The organism is Paraburkholderia caballeronis, from assembly GCF_900104845.1.
Taxonomy (GTDB): domain Bacteria; phylum Pseudomonadota; class Gammaproteobacteria; order Burkholderiales; family Burkholderiaceae; genus Paraburkholderia; species Paraburkholderia caballeronis.
Window position 1 is genome coordinate 2,665,918 of record NZ_FNSR01000001.1, and the last position, 16,782, is coordinate 2,682,699.

Here is a 16,782-nt window from a genome sequence, read left to right on the forward strand (position 1 = left end):
CAATGAAAATGGCCACACGCGGCGGCCGGTGAAAATGCTGGTGCGCAGCGCTAGATGTCGAGCGCGCTCAGGTTGTGCGTCTTGATGATCGAGATGAGCTTTGCCGCGTAATTCGGGTCCGTGGCATAGCCGGCGGCGGCGACGGCGCGCGCGAACGTCGCGCCGCTCGTGTACGCGAATGCCGGCGCGTAGCGCGGGTTGTCGAGCAGGAACTGGGCACGGTCGCGAATACTGGCGAGCCAGCTGTCATAGACGCGCCACGTCGCGTTCACTGTGACCGGCTTGCCGTTCTCGTATTCGGTGGTCGGCAGGACGACGGTCGGGCCGGTCCAGCTTCGATCCGCCTTCACGCCGAACAGGTTGAAATACCGCTGCGCCAGTTGCGACTTCGCCCAGCCGGATTCGAGCGCCGCCTGCGCGATAGTGAAGCTGGCCGGAATCTTCGTGGTCGTCGCGAGTTCGCGCGCGGCCGGCGCGATCGCGTCGATGAAATCGTCGGGCTGCATGATTACCGCCCTCCGAAGAAGATGTAGCGCGATGCCTCGATGAGCACCCCGCCGACCAGAGAGCCGATCCCCATCAGCACGAACAGCGATCCCCTGCCCTGATTCGCCATCTCGAGCAGGCGCTTGATGTCCGTGCGCATCTCCTGGTTCTCCGCGCGCAGCTCGGCGAGCTGCTGGCCCTGCGCTTCGACGCGCGCAAGCATTCGCCCGAATTCGATCGGGTCGATTTCATCCGTCATGGGATACCCCGGAAAAAGAAAAGCCGCCCGAAGGCGGCTGGTGCTCCTGCACTTGACAAGAGTTCCTTTAAGGAACTATCTTGACTGCGTTGGGCGCGCTTTCCGCGACTGCCCGCTACTCCGAAAGGATGATCACAATGAAGCTCTCTTTTCGCGTGCGCCCACGCCACGCCAGTCACCATGCGCATTCGCTACACGGCGCCGACACCCAAGGATCTCCGCGATCTGAAGGAACGGCTGGATTTTTCCGGGAAGCAGATGGCCGACCTGTTCGGGCTCGCCAGCGCTCAGCAATGGCACAAGTACTGCGGCGGCAGCGAGCCGCGGGAAATGAGTCTGCCGATGCTGTTTCTCGCGGGAGCGCTGCTCAATCGCTCGTTCAGCGTCGAGGAAGTTTTCGACTGGTGCCGCGCAGTGGGCGCGCAGATCGAGACAAGCGAGCCGCCGGCCACGCCGGTACCCGATGGAGAGCAGCAGCCGTAGCGATGTCGCTCGGCTGCGCAGCTGCCACGCAGGCGCGCGCGGAATCGTGGTTTCAGTTCGAGGCCGGTCTCGGCGGAGCCTTCGTGAAGGACATGGGCGACGGCACCTGGATTCAGCAGGGCGCGCCCAATAACCGCGAGCGGCAGAAGTCCGTCGCGGTCATGGCCGGCATCACCGGTCAGCTTTACCAGCACGGGCCATGGGACGTTCGCTACCACGCGGACTACATCTATATCGGCAACTTCAGCGCCAGCGTCGACGGAGTGCCGGACGCGAACTACGACCCGGTGAAACACCGCATGGTCAACCTGCCCACGCAGATGCGCTACTCGCCGTTCAGCGGCCAGGGACATGTGCAGGGTGTGCCGCTCACGCTCGATGCCGGCTACACCTACCGCGGCTGGCGGCTCGGCGCCGAGGCCGGCGCCTGGGTCTACTGGCAGACGTGGCACGAGACGCTCTACAACCTCGCGGACCAGTGGCAGGACCTCTCGCACAGGACCTCGCCGCAGGTCGGCTTCGTCGTCGGCGCAAGCGTCGAGCGCGGTCGCCTGTCGGTCTCCTACCGCTACTACCAGATCTCGGCGAGGTGGAATCCCTATCCGGGGCTCGCCACGGGGGCGCACGTGCTCATGGTGCGCTACCGCTTTTAATGTGCCGCCGCTGCGGAACGATGCTGATGTCATTGAAGCGACAGTGAGATTCTGAAGCTGGCAGTCTGCTAATATCGCCAGTCTGCCGTGCTGGAGACCACCTTGTGACAATCAGGAGCCTTGAAGGCCTTCGCGGTGCCGCGGCGCTGCTCGTTGTGTTCTATCACCTCAATCTCGCCTTCCACTACCTGCTTGGAGTCGACTACCCAGCACTATTCGTGGCGCGCAACGGCTATCTTGCTGTCGATCTATTCTTCGTTCTGAGCGGCTTCGTTATCAACCGTGCCTATAGAAAGACGATCGATGGTTCGCCGGAATTGTTCCGGTTCATGATCCGGAGATTTGGACGAATCTGGCCGCTACATATCGCGACGACGATCATTCTGGTAATCGGGACCGTGACGCTGGGAATAGATAGTATTCCAGCTCCATCCGTCTCGATCGCTCTTGTCACAATGACGCAGGGATTCAACCTGTTCTCCCACAACGTCGGGACGCGTGCGAGTTGGAGTGCTGCCGACGAGTTCTATACTTATCTGCTATTCGGTGTTCTATGCCTATTTTTGAGCAGCCGAAAAAGACAGTCCCTCTTCGTGCTCTTCGCTGCTGTAGGCTACGCCATCGCGATCCGGTCATCAGTTGCGAATGAATGCCTGACACATGGGCACTGTTTCGACCTGACCTTTCGGTATGGCTGGGCGCGATGCATCGCCGGCTTTTTCATTGGAGCGCTTTGCTCCGACAGGCTCCCTCCCTCAGCGGCACAACGATTTTCAACTGCGATATTTCAGATACCAGTCTTTACGATTTCTGTCGGGCTGATCGTAGCTACAAGCCTAATCCCTTGGCTCGCCTTCGCTGCGCCACTCATCTTTTTGGCACTTGTCGTGTCTTTATCTGAAGATGCCGGGCCTGTGGCACGGCTATTCCAGCTACGTGCATTCCAATATCTGGGGAAAATTTCCTATTCCCTCTATCTCGTGCATGCCATGTTGACCGGATTCCTCGTTCTATTCTCTCCACAACTACACTCAATACGCGGACCAATGCTCGTCGGCTTGATCTTCATTTTCATGTCGATTCTGATCGCAGATGTGCTGTCGCGCTGCATCGAAATGCCGTTCCGATCGATATTCCGAAAGGTGGCTGACAGAGCGTCAATAAAGCGGCCCAAAAGTGCTGCCCAAAATCGTAGACCCTCCCCTGCCCAAGAGCCATGAGCGACCCTTGTTCAGTCAGGGAATCCTACCGGCAAACCTAGGATCTCTGCTGCTTTTACAAACGCCATGTACCTAGCATCACTCGTGTCTACGACCCCCTGATTTGGAAATTCAACAGCATCCTGCTGCCCTCCGAATATGGACACGATGGAAGTCTCGCTACTGTCAGAAAACTGAACATATGCCTTTGACATTAAACGACCTCAAAACTTGTAAGAGGAAATGTTTAGACCGAACGTCATCGTGCCCGAGCTGATTTGGGCTTTATAGTAGATCGTTTGGGGGGTAATTAGCGGAATATCAGCCGAAGTCACATTCGAGCCGTTAGACCCATTGAATGAGAGATATGAGCCATACGTCCCACCGGAATCGCCGTTCAGATTCACGGACCCACTGCCGCTAGCGCTCGACTGGATTCCAATGATGAAACTGGCTGTTTTCGCGTTTTTCGGGGCAATAGATGCAATCGACAGCAACGTAGGGCTGGTCTGCTGCACTGAAGTGCTAATGATCTGAGACGGCTGCGGGAAAATTGTTCTATTAGTCTGAAAGCCATTGCCAAACAAACCGCCCGAAGTCGTCGGCCATACGCTCACCAGCGCGCTCGCCGTATAGCCCGTGGGCATGTGCGTACCGCCGTACACCTCCGGCGCCTTAGCCGAGGTGGCGTCCGTCGCGAGCAACGCGGTCGCCCCGCTCGACGGGTTGAGGATGGCGTAGATCGCGACGAAGCCGGAAGCTGGCGCGCTGCCGGTATCCATGCCGCCGGCGCCGGTCGTGGACACGTTGATCGTCTTGCTGAACGACGACAGACAATAGCGAAGACCGCCGAGCGCACTTTCGACGATGATCTCGTCGGCCGAGAGCGTCGCCGATGCGGATGCGGCCGAAATGCTCATCAATAGGTTGCGACACTGGCCGACGACGCCCGATGCCTGGCCGAATTGCATGGCGTGGGCGGATGCGGTTGCAGTCCCTACAACAAGGGGATGAAACTGGCGTGCCGCAGAGCCACCGACAATATCCCACTCGTTGGAGCCGTTGGAGATAATAACGACCTCGTCGCCTGGCTGTACCGACACAGGCGACAAGTTGCTAATTTGCCCACTCGTAATTTGGTCGGCACCGACCGACGCAATTTGAATAGCATTTGCGCCATGATTTGAAATTGTGAAACATCCTCCTGCGGCAATCGTCACGCTAGAAGGTAGGGTGAGTACAATTCCCGTTGCACTTCCATAGGACTCGATAATTGCTCCTATTTGAGATGCATTAAGGACCAGGCTTGACGGAGTGACAATCTGCCCGTTGAATGTACCCCGCGCCCCCGCAACGATAGATCGAATCGCGGCGAGTATCTGATTGTTGTTGTTCCGGTTCGGCGTCAGCCCGGCGGCCGCGATGATCGCGATCAGCTCTTCCTGAATGGCGTTGTACTGATACGCCGGCCACTGCGTCGCGAGCACGTTCGTCGAGGGGTTGCCGTCGGTCGCGAAGGCGGGCGTGCCAGTCGCGGGCGCAGTGTCGGCCTGCGCCTGCGGCACGGTGTTGGAGGCAATGAGTCGATCCATGGATATCGATCCTGGAAAAGAAAAAGCCGCCCGAAGGCGGCTTTGTTTGCGATGTAGACCTGATCGTCCGATCAGTCCGAATACTGGAAATTGAGGATGGTGTGAGCAGGTGCGAAGCGCTGAAGCTCACACTGCAGGACGTTGTTTCCCCACGTGGCGAACGGTGTGCCGAACGACCCGCCAAACGTCAGGCTGTTGATCGTGAACGTCGGCGCATTCACCTGCCATGCGAACGCCCAGTCAGCGCCACCGAACGGCAGACCGAAGTAATTGCCGAATCGCGACGGCACAAACTGGGTGATCGTGATCGGGTAGCCGAGTGCCGCGGCGACGGCGGTGAAATACGGAATCGACTGGCCGCCGGTCGCCGTGAGACGCGCGACTACCTGCGCGACGCGCTGCGCCGTGGTCGGCGCTTCGCCCGCGCACGGATCAGGAAGCCCAAGCGTTTCTTCCCACTCAGGCAGCAGCTCGTAGGTCGAGCTCGGGAATGCGTCGATGAGCAGATTGTTCGCGCGGGCGGACAGCGCGGCGAATACCGGCGTCAGGCCGGCGAGCACGCGCGTTTGCGTGGCGCTCGCATCGCGCGGCCATACGCGCCCGCGCGGCAGCAGCTTTTGCAGTGCCGCAAGGTAATCGGCAGGACCGTAGTTGGGAGCTGGCATCGACGGTTATGAGAAGTTACACACACCGAGCACAGGCAACTGGCCGGTGCCGTTCGTGATGTTCGTGTTGGCCGGATACGTCGTCGTGACGCCGTCGACGGTACTGGTGATCTGCGTGAGCAGGTAACCGCCGGTGCCCGGTACCGAGTTGATCGCGGCCGCAATATCGGAGAGGTCGATCGTGCCGGCCGGCTCGCCTTCCCTGAAGAAGACGTCGCTGATTGCGTCCTTCACGGCCTGCTGCGTCGCGCTGCTGGCGCTCGACAGGCCCGCGATCGTGAACCCGATCTGGTTCTGGATCGGCGCGCACAGATAGACGAGCGCGGTGACTGGCTGCTCGTCGATCATGGCGTCGGCAACGGTGAGTTGGTCGCCAGTCGCGACAGTGCCGCGCGGGATACCGCCGGGCCCGCGGTCGAACTGCGAGACACCGTCCGTCCCCTGCGGGAAGCCGGCATGCGCCGATTCGACGTTGTCCATCATGAAGTAGACGACGACGGTGCCGACACCGAAACCGCTCGGCACGCACCACGCGCGCGTGACACCAGCCACGGCCGTCGCCCACGTTATGTAATCGTCCTTGTCGCCGCCGTGCGCCGGATCCTGGAATGCCTGCATGACGCGCGCGCGAAACGCGTCCTGCGTCTCGACATCGGCACCCTCAGTCACCATCGCGGTGACCGCGCCGGTCGACTGCACGCCCGGAATGGCAATGTCGAGCGTCATGGCCGTTCCGACATCGCAGTTTCCCGCGGTGCCGGCCGTCGTCGCCTGCATGACTACCGTCACCGTCCCGCTCTCGGCCACGGTCGCGTTCTCGGTGGTGACATAAGCCATGCCGTCGCTGCGGGAGATCGCGGTGCCGGCATCCACCGGCGTGCCCGGTGTCCCCGTGAACTGGGCCTGCACAATCGCCGGCGTCGCAGCCTTCAGGTACGTGCCTTTCAGCGCTCCCCACCCGGCCAGAAATTCATCCTCAGCCGTGAACGGGACGGCCTGCTTTGCGATCCAGTCGAGATACCCGTACATGCCGAAAGCGAGCGCCGCGAGCGCCGAGCTAACGATCCTGAGCACCGCCTTCTGAAGATAGGAAAACACCGTGCCCGAGGCGTTGGTGATATCCGACCAGATCTGTTTGCGCAGATCCGTCAGGGTCGGTCGTGCATACGGCATCAGTTCACCTCACTCCAGGCCCAGTTGAAAGTCTGCGCAGCGCCACCGTCCGGTGGCCATGCCACGACGACCGCGCCGAGCATGTCTGGCTTGACCCATTGAACGTTTACGTCGAAGCGCGCGACCACACCGGTATCGATCAACCACTGGATAGCTTCGACGATGTAGTCGTATGCGTCGCGCAGTGTCTGGTCCGTCGGTGACTTTCTGCGCGAGAGCAGCCAGAGGCGGGAGCCGGTGGGCCCGAGCCCATCGATATTTCCGTCGTCACCCCACCAGCCGCGCCGGTCGTTCGAGCCGTCCGGAATGACGTCGTCCGTCGCGGCTTCGCGGTCCGTGAAGAGGCTCAGCAGCAACGCCGTTTCCAGGTCGTTGCCCGTCGCGATGTCATCGGCGAGCAGCGCCCAGTCGCCGCGCGCATTGGCGACGTCCCAAACAATTCGGATGTCGGACATGGATTACATCGCCTGATTGGGCGTGCTCACCGTCCCGCCCTGCGGATCGTTGTGGTTGTGCCCGTTGTAGATCGAACGCATCTGCGCCATCGAGTTCGGATTGGTCCCGGAGTGGTCGACAATGTCGCCCGTCGATTTCACCGTCGGCGTATCGAATTCGACGCCGCCGGGCGCGACCACCTTGAAGACGCCGGAGCAGTTGCACGTCACGTTGCTGGCATCGTTGATAGTCACCGGCTGCCCCTTCGCCTCGATGACGATGCCGCCGGACGCGGTGAGATAGATCTGCTTGCCGTCCTGCGTGTAAATCATCGTCTCGCCGGCCTTCAGCCCGCGCGGGCGCGACGCCTGATGACCGGACGCGACGACCACGCCGTTGCTGCGGTCGCCGCCGATAAACACGACGGCAACGTCGGAACCCTGCGGCGGCACGGACGTGAAGCCGAACTCCGCGAGCCGGTTCAGATTGTCGATCGTCTCCAACTCATTGACGGTCACCTGCACCTGTTGCGCAGCGCCCCCATCGTTCACGAGATTCACCCGCGCGCGCCCGACGAGCAGCAACACGCGCCGCGCGAGGCGGCTCATGATTCCCTGTTCGCCGCTCATTGTCCGGTCCCCAGCGTGCTGCCATCGGCGAACGCCGGCATCAAAGCGATCGGCTCGGGCTGATAGGCGCGCGGATCCATGACCGTGAGCTCCGCCGTCGTTCCGCCTTCGAGCGTTCGGCGATAGATCACCTCGCCGATCAGCCACGTCTCCTGTTCGAGCTTCAGGTGCGGCAGTGAGACATCGACGAGCGTGTTCGGCGTCCACAGCGTGCCGGCGGAATCGCGCCAGCTGTCGACGGTCACATTCACGACGCCGGATGAGCGGCCGGCGCGCCGCTGCATTTCCCACGTCGCACGTCGCTGCACGAGGTCCATGAAACCCTGCACGAACTCGGCGACGATGTACCGCTCGCGCGTTCGCTTGACCACCGGGTCGGTGGCGCGCGCGATGGCATTGGGGCCGATCCCCGCGTCCGTGTACGACAGCACGGATTGTGCGAAGCACACATATTCGGAAAAGCGGTCCTGCGCCGAGTACTCGATCGAGGCGGTCTGTACGTTCAACCCCTCCTCGATGCCGCTGGCCGCCTTGACCTGACCTTCCGCGCGCGCGAGCCGCAGATTGCCGTCAGGCTGGTCATACACCAGGAGCGCGCTGTACCGGCTGATGCGCTCGATGATCTCGAATGGCGTCTCGCCGATGAACACGTTGAACTGGGGGATCTTCACGAGATCCTGCACGTCGCAGTTCACGGTGATGCCGTAATGCGCTGCCAGTTTCGTTGCCACGTCGACTGCCGACGTGCCGCTGATCTGCCCGTTTGGCCAGACCGCCGAGCAATCCACCAGGTCCTGACACTTGCCCCGGCCCGACACCCGAATCGCGTGCTCGGCCGGCCCGTACGACGGCACGTAGCGGTCGACGTAGCCGGTCAGCACGAGATCGGTGCCGATCTGGATCTGGCATTCGTCGCCCGGCGAAACGACAACCTCATTTGCCGAGCCCGGAAAGCGCTCGGTGAGGCCGAGATCGAAATCGGACGGACAGCGCTCGATGCCGCGCGTCACGCGCATATCCGTCCATCCGGTGATGAGCTGACCACCGATGCTCAGGTACAGATCGCCGTCTTCCATGGATCAGGTCGCGAGCGCGCGGAACGAGGTAGGCATGAAAAGCGGGTGTACGGGCTGCACCTGCTGCACGAGCTGGTCGGCGCGCGTCGCATCGCCGTACACGCGATGTGCGATCGTCAGCGCCGGCATCGTGTCGCTGAAGGTCATCGTCGCGAGTGCCGCGAGGCCGCCACCGCGCGAGCGCAGATCGGTCACAACGCCGTTGCGCAGCTCGCGCAGCGCGCCGAAACTGGCATCATCGTCCGCGTTTGCCGCCGTCTCGATCTCCGCGTCGAGCAGATCCGTGACAGTGGAAGTCATCGCGGCAGCGTCATCAGCGGAGGCCGGCTGCCAGTTGGCAACCGTCTGTGCGATCGCAGCGATCGCAGCGCGCCGAAAAAGCGCGGCGGTGCAGTCCTGCATCGCCTGCATTACGCTCCCGATTGTCGAACCCGTGAAGTCAGCCGCCGGCGCATAACCGGCAAGCGTCGTCAGCAACCGGATGCCGTCCGACGGCCCGGACGCACTGGCCGAGAAAGCAGCGACGAACGCCTGCACGGCCGATGTGAAGGTCGCCGTATCGGAGACATTCGCGGCCGCGTCCTGCAATGCGGCACCGGTCTGCTGAACCGCCGTGACGTTCGCAGTATCGGCCGCCAGCAACTGATCAGCAGCGCTCGAAACTGCGGCTTGTGTGGTGAGCGGGCCCGTGCTTACCGCGGCTTGCAGCGCAGGGCTCGATCCCGCATAGCCCGAATTTCCCGCGCCGAAGAGACGGCCGAAATTGCCGGAGAGCGTGCTGACGGAATTGAACAGGCGCGTGACGTCATGCACGCCAGTCAGCGCCATCTGGTACCAGCCGACCGCAGTCGATACCGCAGTCTGCACGACTGCCGCACCCAACTGGACTTCCTGCGCCGCATGGCGCGCGAAATCCAGCGCGGAGCTCACGCCGAGCGAGCTGGCGAGGCTGTCCAGCAGCGAATGCGAGTCGGTGGTTCCCGACGGATAGAGCCGCAGCCCGGTCTTCATGAAGACCATGCGGATCATGATGACCCGGCCGTGATCGACGCTTTCGCTCGCCTCCGATTCGAGACAGGCCACGTTGTCGATGCGTCCGAACGTCGGATGCACCAGCGAGCTCGCACCACCCTCGCACGCGTTTACCAACTGATCGCGCTGCTCGATCACCGGGCCGCCACCATACACGAGGCTGTTCTCGATCAGGAATCCGGTGATCTCGAACCGGCGCGGCAGCTTGCTTAGACCCTCGATCCAGACGTCGTCGTTGAACGGGTACTCGTGAACGACGTTGCGCGATCCGAACCGCGTGTTCGTTGCGAGCACCGCGAACGGCACGCCGCCGAACGACGCCTGACGCAGCGAGCCCCACCAGCTATCGGCCAGTGGGCCGCCAAGGAACGACGCAAGGCTGCTCGCGGCGGACGCAACGCCCCCGATGCTTCCGGCGAAGTTCGTCAGGGTTGCGATGCTCATACCGTTGGTCCCGTCAATCCGGAGGTCCCGATTCGCGCGGTCGCCACGACGTTGCCGCGCGTCGTCACACTCGCCGTTGTGCCTCGCGGTGCATTGGGGAATCGCACCTCGACCTCGACCTTGCCGTTGGTCGGCGCCACCCCACTACTGGCCTCAAGCGTGTCGGGCTGCTGTACAGGCATCACGGTCGGCGCGACCGAAGCAAACCGCGTGTCACTGCCCGGGACGCTTGAACGCTGCATGCCGAGCATCGTGCCGCTTGCGATCTGCTCCGCGGAGTACGGCATCTGGCCATTCTCGGCGCGAATCATTCCGGACACGAGCGACGACACCACTCGTGGATCAGACAGATCTGGTACCGATCCCGGTGCTACGCCAGATTCCTGCGACATCAGGCGCGTGTAATTTGCAATTTGCTGCGGCGTGTTGCCGGTCCGCGCACCGCCGGTCCACTTATCCTGAATCTGCGCGAGCGTGAGGCCTTGATAGTTGCGTTGCAGATTCGAGACGGCGGCGGCAATGCCCTCTTCCGGGGTCTCAAACGTACGCTGCTGGCCGTTTGGCTGAAGGTTCAGCGGATTGTTTGTCCGGATACCCAGAGGTTGCCTGCCGCCGCTCGAGCGACTACGATCGGCGACCGCCGTATCGCCCGAGTTCGAACGATCCACAGTGGGTGACGCGACTGCCGGCGCACTATCTGCGTCACCGCGCGACGGCAGGGCCGGCGGATATTTTTTCGCGAGATCGTCAGCGATCTGGCTGTTGGACGCGCCGGCGCCATAAGCGTGACGCGCCACTGCGCCGATGAAATCCGCTGCCGGCAGATGCGTCGACGCGGCGGCCCACCGCCCGTTGCGGATATCGTCGATCCCCTTCTGAACGTCGGTATCGGGCAGCCCCGCCAGTTTCGCGATCTTCAGCGCGCCCCACGCTGCGGCAGCCGCAACGCCGAGGGTGCCAAACGCCGTCACCAGCCCGGGAATGACGACGGTTCCGAGCTTTATCAACTGCGTCGCGAGGCTGATGGTGCTCGCTATCGGACCTGCAAAGGTGATCACCGCCACCGCGGCAGCGATGGTCTTGATACCGCCGACAGCACCAACAAACTGACGCGTGTCGGCAATCGCCCGATCCCAATTGATGCCATCGATCCAGCGCGCGATCTTTGGGCCGTAATCGTTGGCGATCGGCACGAGCTGGTCGGCAACGCGAGCGAGAGCCGGCGCCAACGACGCGCCGACGGAGTTCTTCAACTTGTCGATGCTCGCATCGAGCCTGATCATCGACTCGTTGTACTGCTCGCCCTGTGCGATCTGTTCCGGCGTCATGACCGCATTCAGCTCGCGGTACTTCGCGACGTACGCGTCGATCGCCGCGCCGCCCTTCGCGAGCAGCGGCGCCAGACTGCCGAGTCCAAAGATGTCGAGGAACTTCTCCCGCGCCTGGGAATTCGTGATTTTCGATGCGGCGTCGGAGACGTCATGCAATGCACGCACCGTGTCGATCGATCCATCGCGAAGCCGGTGAATGCCGATGCCCTTATCGGCAAGAACGCCTGCGACGAACGAGTCGCGGCCCGCCGACGCGTCTTCGAACGCCGAGCCGACCGATTTGAGGCCGGACGTCATCGAATCGCTGGACAAACCGACGAGCCGGGCAGCGCCCTGATATTCCTGGAGCTGCGTCGTGTTGATGCCGATCACCGATGCCGTGTTGCGCAGTTGAACTGCGCTACGGCCCCAGCTGTTCGCAAGCGCCGTAACGCCCGCGATCGTGCCGATACTCGTCAGCGCGGCAATCGGCGGCGCGATCGACGCGACGCGACGCGCCGTCTCGGTCGCGAAGATGCCGACCTTCTGGACACTGCGTCCCAGCTTGTCCATTCCGGTTTCGCGCGAGAACGCGGCCACCGACGCACGAACGTCGCTGATCGGCTTCGTGACCTGCGCGATCCGTTTGTTGACCTGCTGCGCGATCGCGGTCGCCTTGTCGACGGCGGTGATCGTGTAGGAGAAGACAGGCATCAGCTATCCCGGGGCGTATTCAGGCGGAGCGCCTGCGTGTGCCAGTAATTGAACCGGCGCAGCGGAAGGCGCCAGACGTCGTCGGGCCCCCACCTGAAAAAGAACGTCAGGTCTGCGCAGCGGTCTCCGAGGTCGCGCCAGGCTGCGGGGGCTGCCAGGTAAAACCCGAGAGGAACGCCGTCGCCTCCTCGTAGTCGGTCTTGCCCATCTTGCGCACGACCGGCAGCGGTACGCCGGCAACGAACGAGATCAGCGCCGCGTTGGCGGCATAGACGGAACCCTCGATCTGCGCGCTGCGATCGAGTTCGTCGACGGTCGGCTCGCGCAGCGTGATCGATTCGTAGGTGACGGAGTCGCCCTTCAGGGTGATGGGATTCTTGAAACGGATGATTTTCTCGTCGTCCATGTTCAGCTCGCAGTGGTTTCGGTGACGCAGCCTTCGGGCCCCTCGAGGCGCACGTCGAACTTCGCGTCGTTGGAATCGACTTCCTGTTCTTCGACCGTCCACATGTTCCGGCCGATGATGGTCTTGCCGTTCGCCAACTGCGCGACCACGGTGACGTTCGTCATCGTGTTGATGTCGGCGACCGTCAGGCCGCCCCAGTCGCGCAGGTTGAACGAGATGAACGGCGGCGAGATCGTTTCCTTGTAGCCGTGGACGGTGTCCATGCCGGAAAGCGACTCGCGACGACGGTTCGCCGGCTTGTACTTGAAATCCGCCGTGATCAGATACGTCGTGCCGTCGATCGACAGCGACGCGGTGCCGGCGAGCAGACCTTGCGGAGCAGGCATTGCTGGTCTCCATAAAAGCAAAGGCCGCCATCAGGCGGCCCGGGTGGGAAGGCGTGCAGCGATCAGCTCGTCGTTGCCGGCACGATGTTCATGAACTGCATCAGCAGCGCGAAGATGCGCAGCTGGTCGATCAGGATCGCGGGATAGAGCACGTCGACGCGATTGGGGTTCTGCGAGTTCTGCTGGACGACCAGACCCTGCGCGAACACGGCGCTCCCCTGCACGTAGCCGTTCTCCTCCATCGTCTGGTACTGCGCGACGAGGTCCGCCCGGATCATCGACGGCGTGATTACGTTCGTGCCCGGCAGCACGCGAGTCCCATCGGCCGCCAGCTTCTTGCGCGCGTACTTCGACGTGACGACCGACTTGAGCTGGCGCAGCACATACGTCAGCGTGTTCATCGTCTCGACCTCGAGATAGCTGTCGTCCGGGTCGCCGAACGAATTCTTCTGGTAGGTCGTGATCAGGTTCTCGATCGCGATGGTGCCGTCGTCGGCCACCGTGAAGGTCGAGATACCGTCGTAGAGCAGCGTGTTGCGGTCCGTGAGCTCGAAGCGCGACGGCAGCGGTGGCGCGAGCATCGTCGCGAGCGTGACCGTCTGCAGCGGCTGCGCGGGATCGGCGCGCGCGCTCACCGCGACCGCAGCCGTGATATCCGCCGCGATCACCCAGGCAGGGGTGGGCGAGCCGTTGAAGCCCATGATCGACATGTGCTCGTCGTTGCGGGTCACGCCGAACGTCGTGAGGTCGCCGAGCGTGCCGCGATACGCTGCATAGCCGCCGCCGTAGATCTGCTTGCTCCAGCTCCAGCGACCGGTCGCCGTGCTCAGGAACGCTTTCATCGCGTCGAGCGACGTCGCATCCGTGTACGGCATCGCGATGAAATCGAATTCCTGATCGCCGAGGTTCGCGAGCGCGGTCGTGAGATCCGGGTTCGTGGCGCCGGCCGCCATCGCGACGATGGTCGCGGTCAGCCCGGCCGGCGTCGTCTCGCCCGATGCCGCGCCGCGATAGTTGAGCTGGATGTCGATGTCGTTGCCCGCGAGGCCCTTGTTCTTCGCGGTGATGTTCACCTTCGCCGGGGTCGTGCCGTCGACCGCAGCCGTGACCGGCAGATCGGGCAGCGCGGTGATCTGCGCAACCAGCGCGGTCGCGAGCTGCGAGACGGTCATCGTCGACGTGACGACGAGGGACACGAGCTGGCCGGCGATGTAGAGCGAGAGCACGCCGGTCGCCGTGGCCGCGCTCGCGAACGTCAGGCTGCCCGCTGCCGCCACCGAGCTTTCGCCGTCGGAAAGCGGCAGATACCAGACCTCGCCGAACGTGTCGCGCGCGCGATACGCGGCGGTCATGAGTGCGAGCATGGAGCCGCGGCCGCCGACGGACTTCGCGTCGCTCACGCCCTGGCTGATCTGCGGCGTGTTCGCAATGCCGGTGCCGCTCGCGAGCATCTGGCCGATGATCAGCGCGCGCTGCGTCTGCTGGCCGGTATTCGCGCGGCTCGGATCGATGTCCGCATAGAACAGCGGGACCCGCAGGTTCTGCGGAATATTCGGGAAAGAGATATCGCCCATTCACTGGCTCCGGTATTGAGTCGGGCGCCCCAAACAAAAAACCCCGCCGAAGTGGGGTTTCAGGGAGCAGCAGGTTCAGTATTCAGGCCGACGTCTTGTCGGGCTGGCTTGCGGGCACTGCTTTGGCGGCCGGCGCCACGCGAACAGCATCGCCGTCGCGAAGGCGGCGCACCCAGTACAGGTCGAAGTCGCCGACCTGCAGCCCTTCGGCAGGCGCGACGGTGACGTTCAGGCCTTCCACCGGCACCGCGGAGAGAAGCTGTTTCGTGACCGGGTCGCGCAAGAGCACGCCCGGCGCAGGTTTCACATACATGGAAAGCTCCATCGCGCAGCGCGCGCAATCAGGATTGAGGCAGGTTCAGGACAAGGCCCGGCTCGGTCGTGCCGTCCGGCATCCGGATCGTCACGTCGATCTCGGTCAGCGGCACCGCCGGCGGCTGGTAGAAATGCTCCGGACCCTGCACGTGCTCGAGCTCGATCTCCAGCACCATTTCGCCGATGGGTGACTGGCCCTCCCGCGAGACCGCGATCGTCGAGCGGAACGACGGATATTGCTGGCACAGGCTCATGATGGGCGGGTAGTTGATCAATGCCGCCTTCACCTGCTCGCGCAGCTGCTCGAGTTGCTCCTCGACCTCCGCTGCGGCCGCGTCATCGACGAGCGCCGCCGACTGGGCGCGCGCGATGACGCGAAGCAACGTCGTGACGGTGAACGCCGGCGGTCCGTGAGGTCCCCACGAAGTACCCGTCTCGTCGGGGGTCTGCACGAGCAGCACCGGATAGGTCCGATCCCACGTCGCCCACGTACGCGGCGAGTACACGTTCGCGCCGGCCGCCGTCGCCCCGCTGACCGTTAGCCCCTGCACAGCAAGCTCGCGCAGTTCACGAGACGTCGTCATTGCAACCCCAGGTCGAGATAGGCCCAGCCGAGGCCGTCGAAATCGACGTCCTTCACGACGTAGGTCGTCGCGCCAACGAGCACGCTATCGCTCTGCGCTGGGGGCACCGGTAGCTGCGACACGCGCAGGCCGAGCGTCGCGACCGCGATATTCGCCGGCGCGTCGCCGTCGTCGCCGAGCACGTGGTCGGTGATCAGCGTGAAGATGGCGAGCACCGGGATACTGCCGCCGGCGCGCGGCAGGTAGACGACCGTCTTTTCGTCGCCGAGCGTCGATTCGATCGCGGCGTTCAGCGTCCCGTCGAAGTCGATCATCAGTCGCCGGCGCGGCCGGTCATCAGCACTTCCGGACGGGTGCAGATGTGCAGCGGGTAGCTGTACGCTTCCATCTTCCACCACGAGTTGCGGTCGCGGTCGAAGATCGGGATCACGTACGTGGGCTTGCCCGGCGTGTTGACCCATTCGAACGACTCGCCCGGCGCGAGCGCGCGGCGGAAGATCCCCGGCGCGCCGACCGGGAAGAACTTGACCTTGTCGTCCGGCACCTTGATCGTGGTGTTGTCATCCGAACCGCGATAGTTCATCCAGTACACGCCGGCGAACTTGAACGTGTCGAATGCGGCACCCTGGCTGTCGTCGCGCAGATCCGCGGCGGCCGACCAGTTGATGAACGTCCGGATCACGTCGACGTGGTTCGTGAACTCGTCGTAGAACTCGTCGCCGCACAGCGCATAGATGCGCGTGTTCGGAGTGAACGCGCCCTGAGCATGACGCGCCATCGTCCGGCGGATCTGGTTGATCAGCGGGCGCAGCGTATGCTCCGTTTGCGCCGAGAGATCGAACGCGACCTCGTCCGCCGGGGTGATGCCGAACTCGTCGAACCAGTCGTACAGCACCGAGCCATCGGCGTCGAGGAGTTGCCCCTGCACGGCGGCCAGCCGGTGGTACTCCCACGTGTATTCGATGTTGCGCAGGATGCCGGTGGGGCCATTCATCCGGCGAGCGACTTCGACCTGCACCTGCATCAGCTCGGATTCGGTGCCGAAGGCGCGAATGTCCTGGATTTCGTTCGCGTAGACCGTGTCGTCATGCATGAGACGGGGCACCTTGAAGTACCGCGCCTGACGCGTTTCGGTCGTACGCTGCGTGCCTTCCGCGCCGCGCGGCGACGTCGGGATGATGATCAGCTTGCCCTGGCGCTGCTCGACGGCGAGCGCGGTGTTGCGGATCGGCTCGTCGTCGAAGATGTCGAGCTCGCCGAGGCCCATCGGCTGGAACGGGTACTTGTCGACCGCCGCCGTGAGCTGGATCGTGGTGAACGGGTCCTGATGGAATACGTCCAAGCTGGCCATTATTGGCTCCAGAAAG

Annotated in this window: 20 protein-coding genes; 3 read left to right on the top strand and 17 right to left on the bottom strand. The window is 63.2% G+C overall.

Going from position 1 to position 16,782, the window contains the following annotated elements:
• Positions 1 to 50: 50 nt before the first annotated feature.
• The gene (locus tag BLV92_RS11830) at positions 51 to 506 is read right to left on the bottom strand and encodes a glycoside hydrolase family 73 protein (protein ID WP_090545080.1); all 456 of its coding nucleotides are present in this window, start codon (positions 504 to 506) and stop codon (positions 51 to 53) included.
• 2 nt (positions 507 to 508) lie between these two features.
• Positions 509 to 745, bottom strand: coding sequence for a hypothetical protein (locus BLV92_RS11835; RefSeq protein WP_090545082.1), 237 nt, complete (start codon positions 743 to 745; stop codon positions 509 to 511).
• Positions 746 to 925: 180 nt separating this feature from the next.
• Here BLV92_RS11835 and BLV92_RS11840 point away from each other — a divergent pair, with 180 nt between their 5' ends.
• From BLV92_RS11840 to BLV92_RS11850, 3 genes are all read left to right on the top strand, one after another.
• Entirely contained in the window at positions 926 to 1,228 is a 303-nt protein-coding gene (locus BLV92_RS11840; protein WP_244283784.1) for an XRE family transcriptional regulator, read from the top strand.
• 2 nt (positions 1,229 to 1,230) lie between these two features.
• Positions 1,231 to 1,881, top strand: coding sequence for a hypothetical protein (locus tag BLV92_RS11845; RefSeq protein WP_090545084.1), 651 nt, complete (start codon positions 1,231 to 1,233; stop codon positions 1,879 to 1,881).
• Positions 1,882 to 1,985: 104 nt separating this feature from the next.
• On the top strand, positions 1,986 to 3,101 hold the full coding sequence (locus BLV92_RS11850) for an acyltransferase family protein (RefSeq protein WP_167627028.1): 1,116 nt from the start codon (positions 1,986 to 1,988) through the stop codon (positions 3,099 to 3,101).
• 203 nt (positions 3,102 to 3,304) lie between these two features.
• Here the strand turns inward: BLV92_RS11850 and BLV92_RS32560 are convergent, their stop codons facing one another.
• From BLV92_RS32560 to BLV92_RS11920, 15 genes are all read right to left on the bottom strand, one after another.
• Complete coding sequence (locus BLV92_RS32560; RefSeq protein WP_244283785.1) at positions 3,305 to 4,672, bottom strand: hypothetical protein; 1,368 nt, start codon at positions 4,670 to 4,672, stop codon at positions 3,305 to 3,307.
• Between the two features lie 71 nt (positions 4,673 to 4,743).
• Positions 4,744 to 5,337 (bottom strand): YmfQ family protein, encoded by a 594-nt coding sequence (locus tag BLV92_RS11860; RefSeq protein ID WP_090545088.1) that lies wholly within the window; start codon positions 5,335 to 5,337, stop codon positions 4,744 to 4,746.
• A 6-nt stretch (positions 5,338 to 5,343) separates the two neighbouring features.
• Positions 5,344 to 6,510, bottom strand: coding sequence for a baseplate J/gp47 family protein (locus tag BLV92_RS11865; RefSeq protein ID WP_090545090.1), 1,167 nt, complete (start codon positions 6,508 to 6,510; stop codon positions 5,344 to 5,346).
• A complete protein-coding gene (locus BLV92_RS11870) occupies positions 6,510 to 6,965 on the bottom strand; it encodes a phage GP46 family protein (RefSeq protein WP_090545092.1) in 456 nt (151 codons plus the stop codon). The genes BLV92_RS11865 and BLV92_RS11870 overlap by 1 nt, the downstream gene beginning before the upstream one ends.
• A gap of 3 nt (positions 6,966 to 6,968) precedes the next feature.
• On the bottom strand, positions 6,969 to 7,574 hold the full coding sequence (locus tag BLV92_RS11875) for a phage baseplate assembly protein V (protein ID WP_090545094.1): 606 nt from the start codon (positions 7,572 to 7,574) through the stop codon (positions 6,969 to 6,971).
• The gene (locus BLV92_RS32335) at positions 7,571 to 8,650 is read right to left on the bottom strand and encodes a phage baseplate assembly protein (protein WP_177197977.1); all 1,080 of its coding nucleotides are present in this window, start codon (positions 8,648 to 8,650) and stop codon (positions 7,571 to 7,573) included. The genes BLV92_RS11875 and BLV92_RS32335 overlap by 4 nt, the downstream gene beginning before the upstream one ends.
• 3 nt (positions 8,651 to 8,653) lie before the next feature.
• Positions 8,654 to 10,126 (bottom strand): DNA circularization protein, encoded by a 1,473-nt coding sequence (locus tag BLV92_RS32340; RefSeq protein ID WP_177197976.1) that lies wholly within the window; start codon positions 10,124 to 10,126, stop codon positions 8,654 to 8,656.
• Positions 10,123 to 12,150: a hypothetical protein gene (locus BLV92_RS11885; RefSeq protein ID WP_090545096.1), complete on the bottom strand. Its 2,028-nt coding sequence runs from the start codon at positions 12,148 to 12,150 to the stop codon at positions 10,123 to 10,125. The genes BLV92_RS32340 and BLV92_RS11885 overlap by 4 nt, the downstream gene beginning before the upstream one ends.
• A 106-nt stretch (positions 12,151 to 12,256) precedes the next feature.
• Positions 12,257 to 12,556, bottom strand: a complete 300-nt coding sequence (locus tag BLV92_RS11890) for a phage tail assembly protein (RefSeq protein ID WP_090545100.1) — start codon at positions 12,554 to 12,556, stop codon at positions 12,257 to 12,259.
• Between the two features lie 2 nt (positions 12,557 to 12,558).
• Entirely contained in the window at positions 12,559 to 12,942 is a 384-nt protein-coding gene (locus BLV92_RS11895; protein ID WP_090545102.1) for a phage tail tube protein, read from the bottom strand.
• A 62-nt stretch (positions 12,943 to 13,004) separates the two neighbouring features.
• Complete coding sequence (locus BLV92_RS11900; RefSeq protein WP_090545104.1) at positions 13,005 to 14,516, bottom strand: phage tail sheath subtilisin-like domain-containing protein; 1,512 nt, start codon at positions 14,514 to 14,516, stop codon at positions 13,005 to 13,007.
• 82 nt (positions 14,517 to 14,598) lie between these two features.
• The gene (locus BLV92_RS11905) at positions 14,599 to 14,841 is read right to left on the bottom strand and encodes a DUF2635 domain-containing protein (RefSeq protein ID WP_244283786.1); all 243 of its coding nucleotides are present in this window, start codon (positions 14,839 to 14,841) and stop codon (positions 14,599 to 14,601) included.
• A 16-nt stretch (positions 14,842 to 14,857) separates the two neighbouring features.
• Complete coding sequence (locus BLV92_RS11910) at positions 14,858 to 15,415, bottom strand: hypothetical protein (RefSeq protein ID WP_090730095.1); 558 nt, start codon at positions 15,413 to 15,415, stop codon at positions 14,858 to 14,860.
• Positions 15,412 to 15,729 carry a head-tail joining protein gene (locus BLV92_RS11915; protein WP_090545109.1) on the bottom strand — a complete coding sequence of 106 codons (318 nt, stop codon included), beginning with the start codon at positions 15,727 to 15,729 and terminating at the stop codon, positions 15,412 to 15,414. The genes BLV92_RS11910 and BLV92_RS11915 overlap by 4 nt, the downstream gene beginning before the upstream one ends.
• Positions 15,729 to 16,766 (bottom strand): major capsid protein, encoded by a 1,038-nt coding sequence (locus BLV92_RS11920; RefSeq protein WP_090545113.1) that lies wholly within the window; start codon positions 16,764 to 16,766, stop codon positions 15,729 to 15,731. Before BLV92_RS11920 ends, BLV92_RS11915 begins: the two co-directional genes overlap by 1 nt.
• Positions 16,767 to 16,782 lie beyond the last annotated feature (16 nt).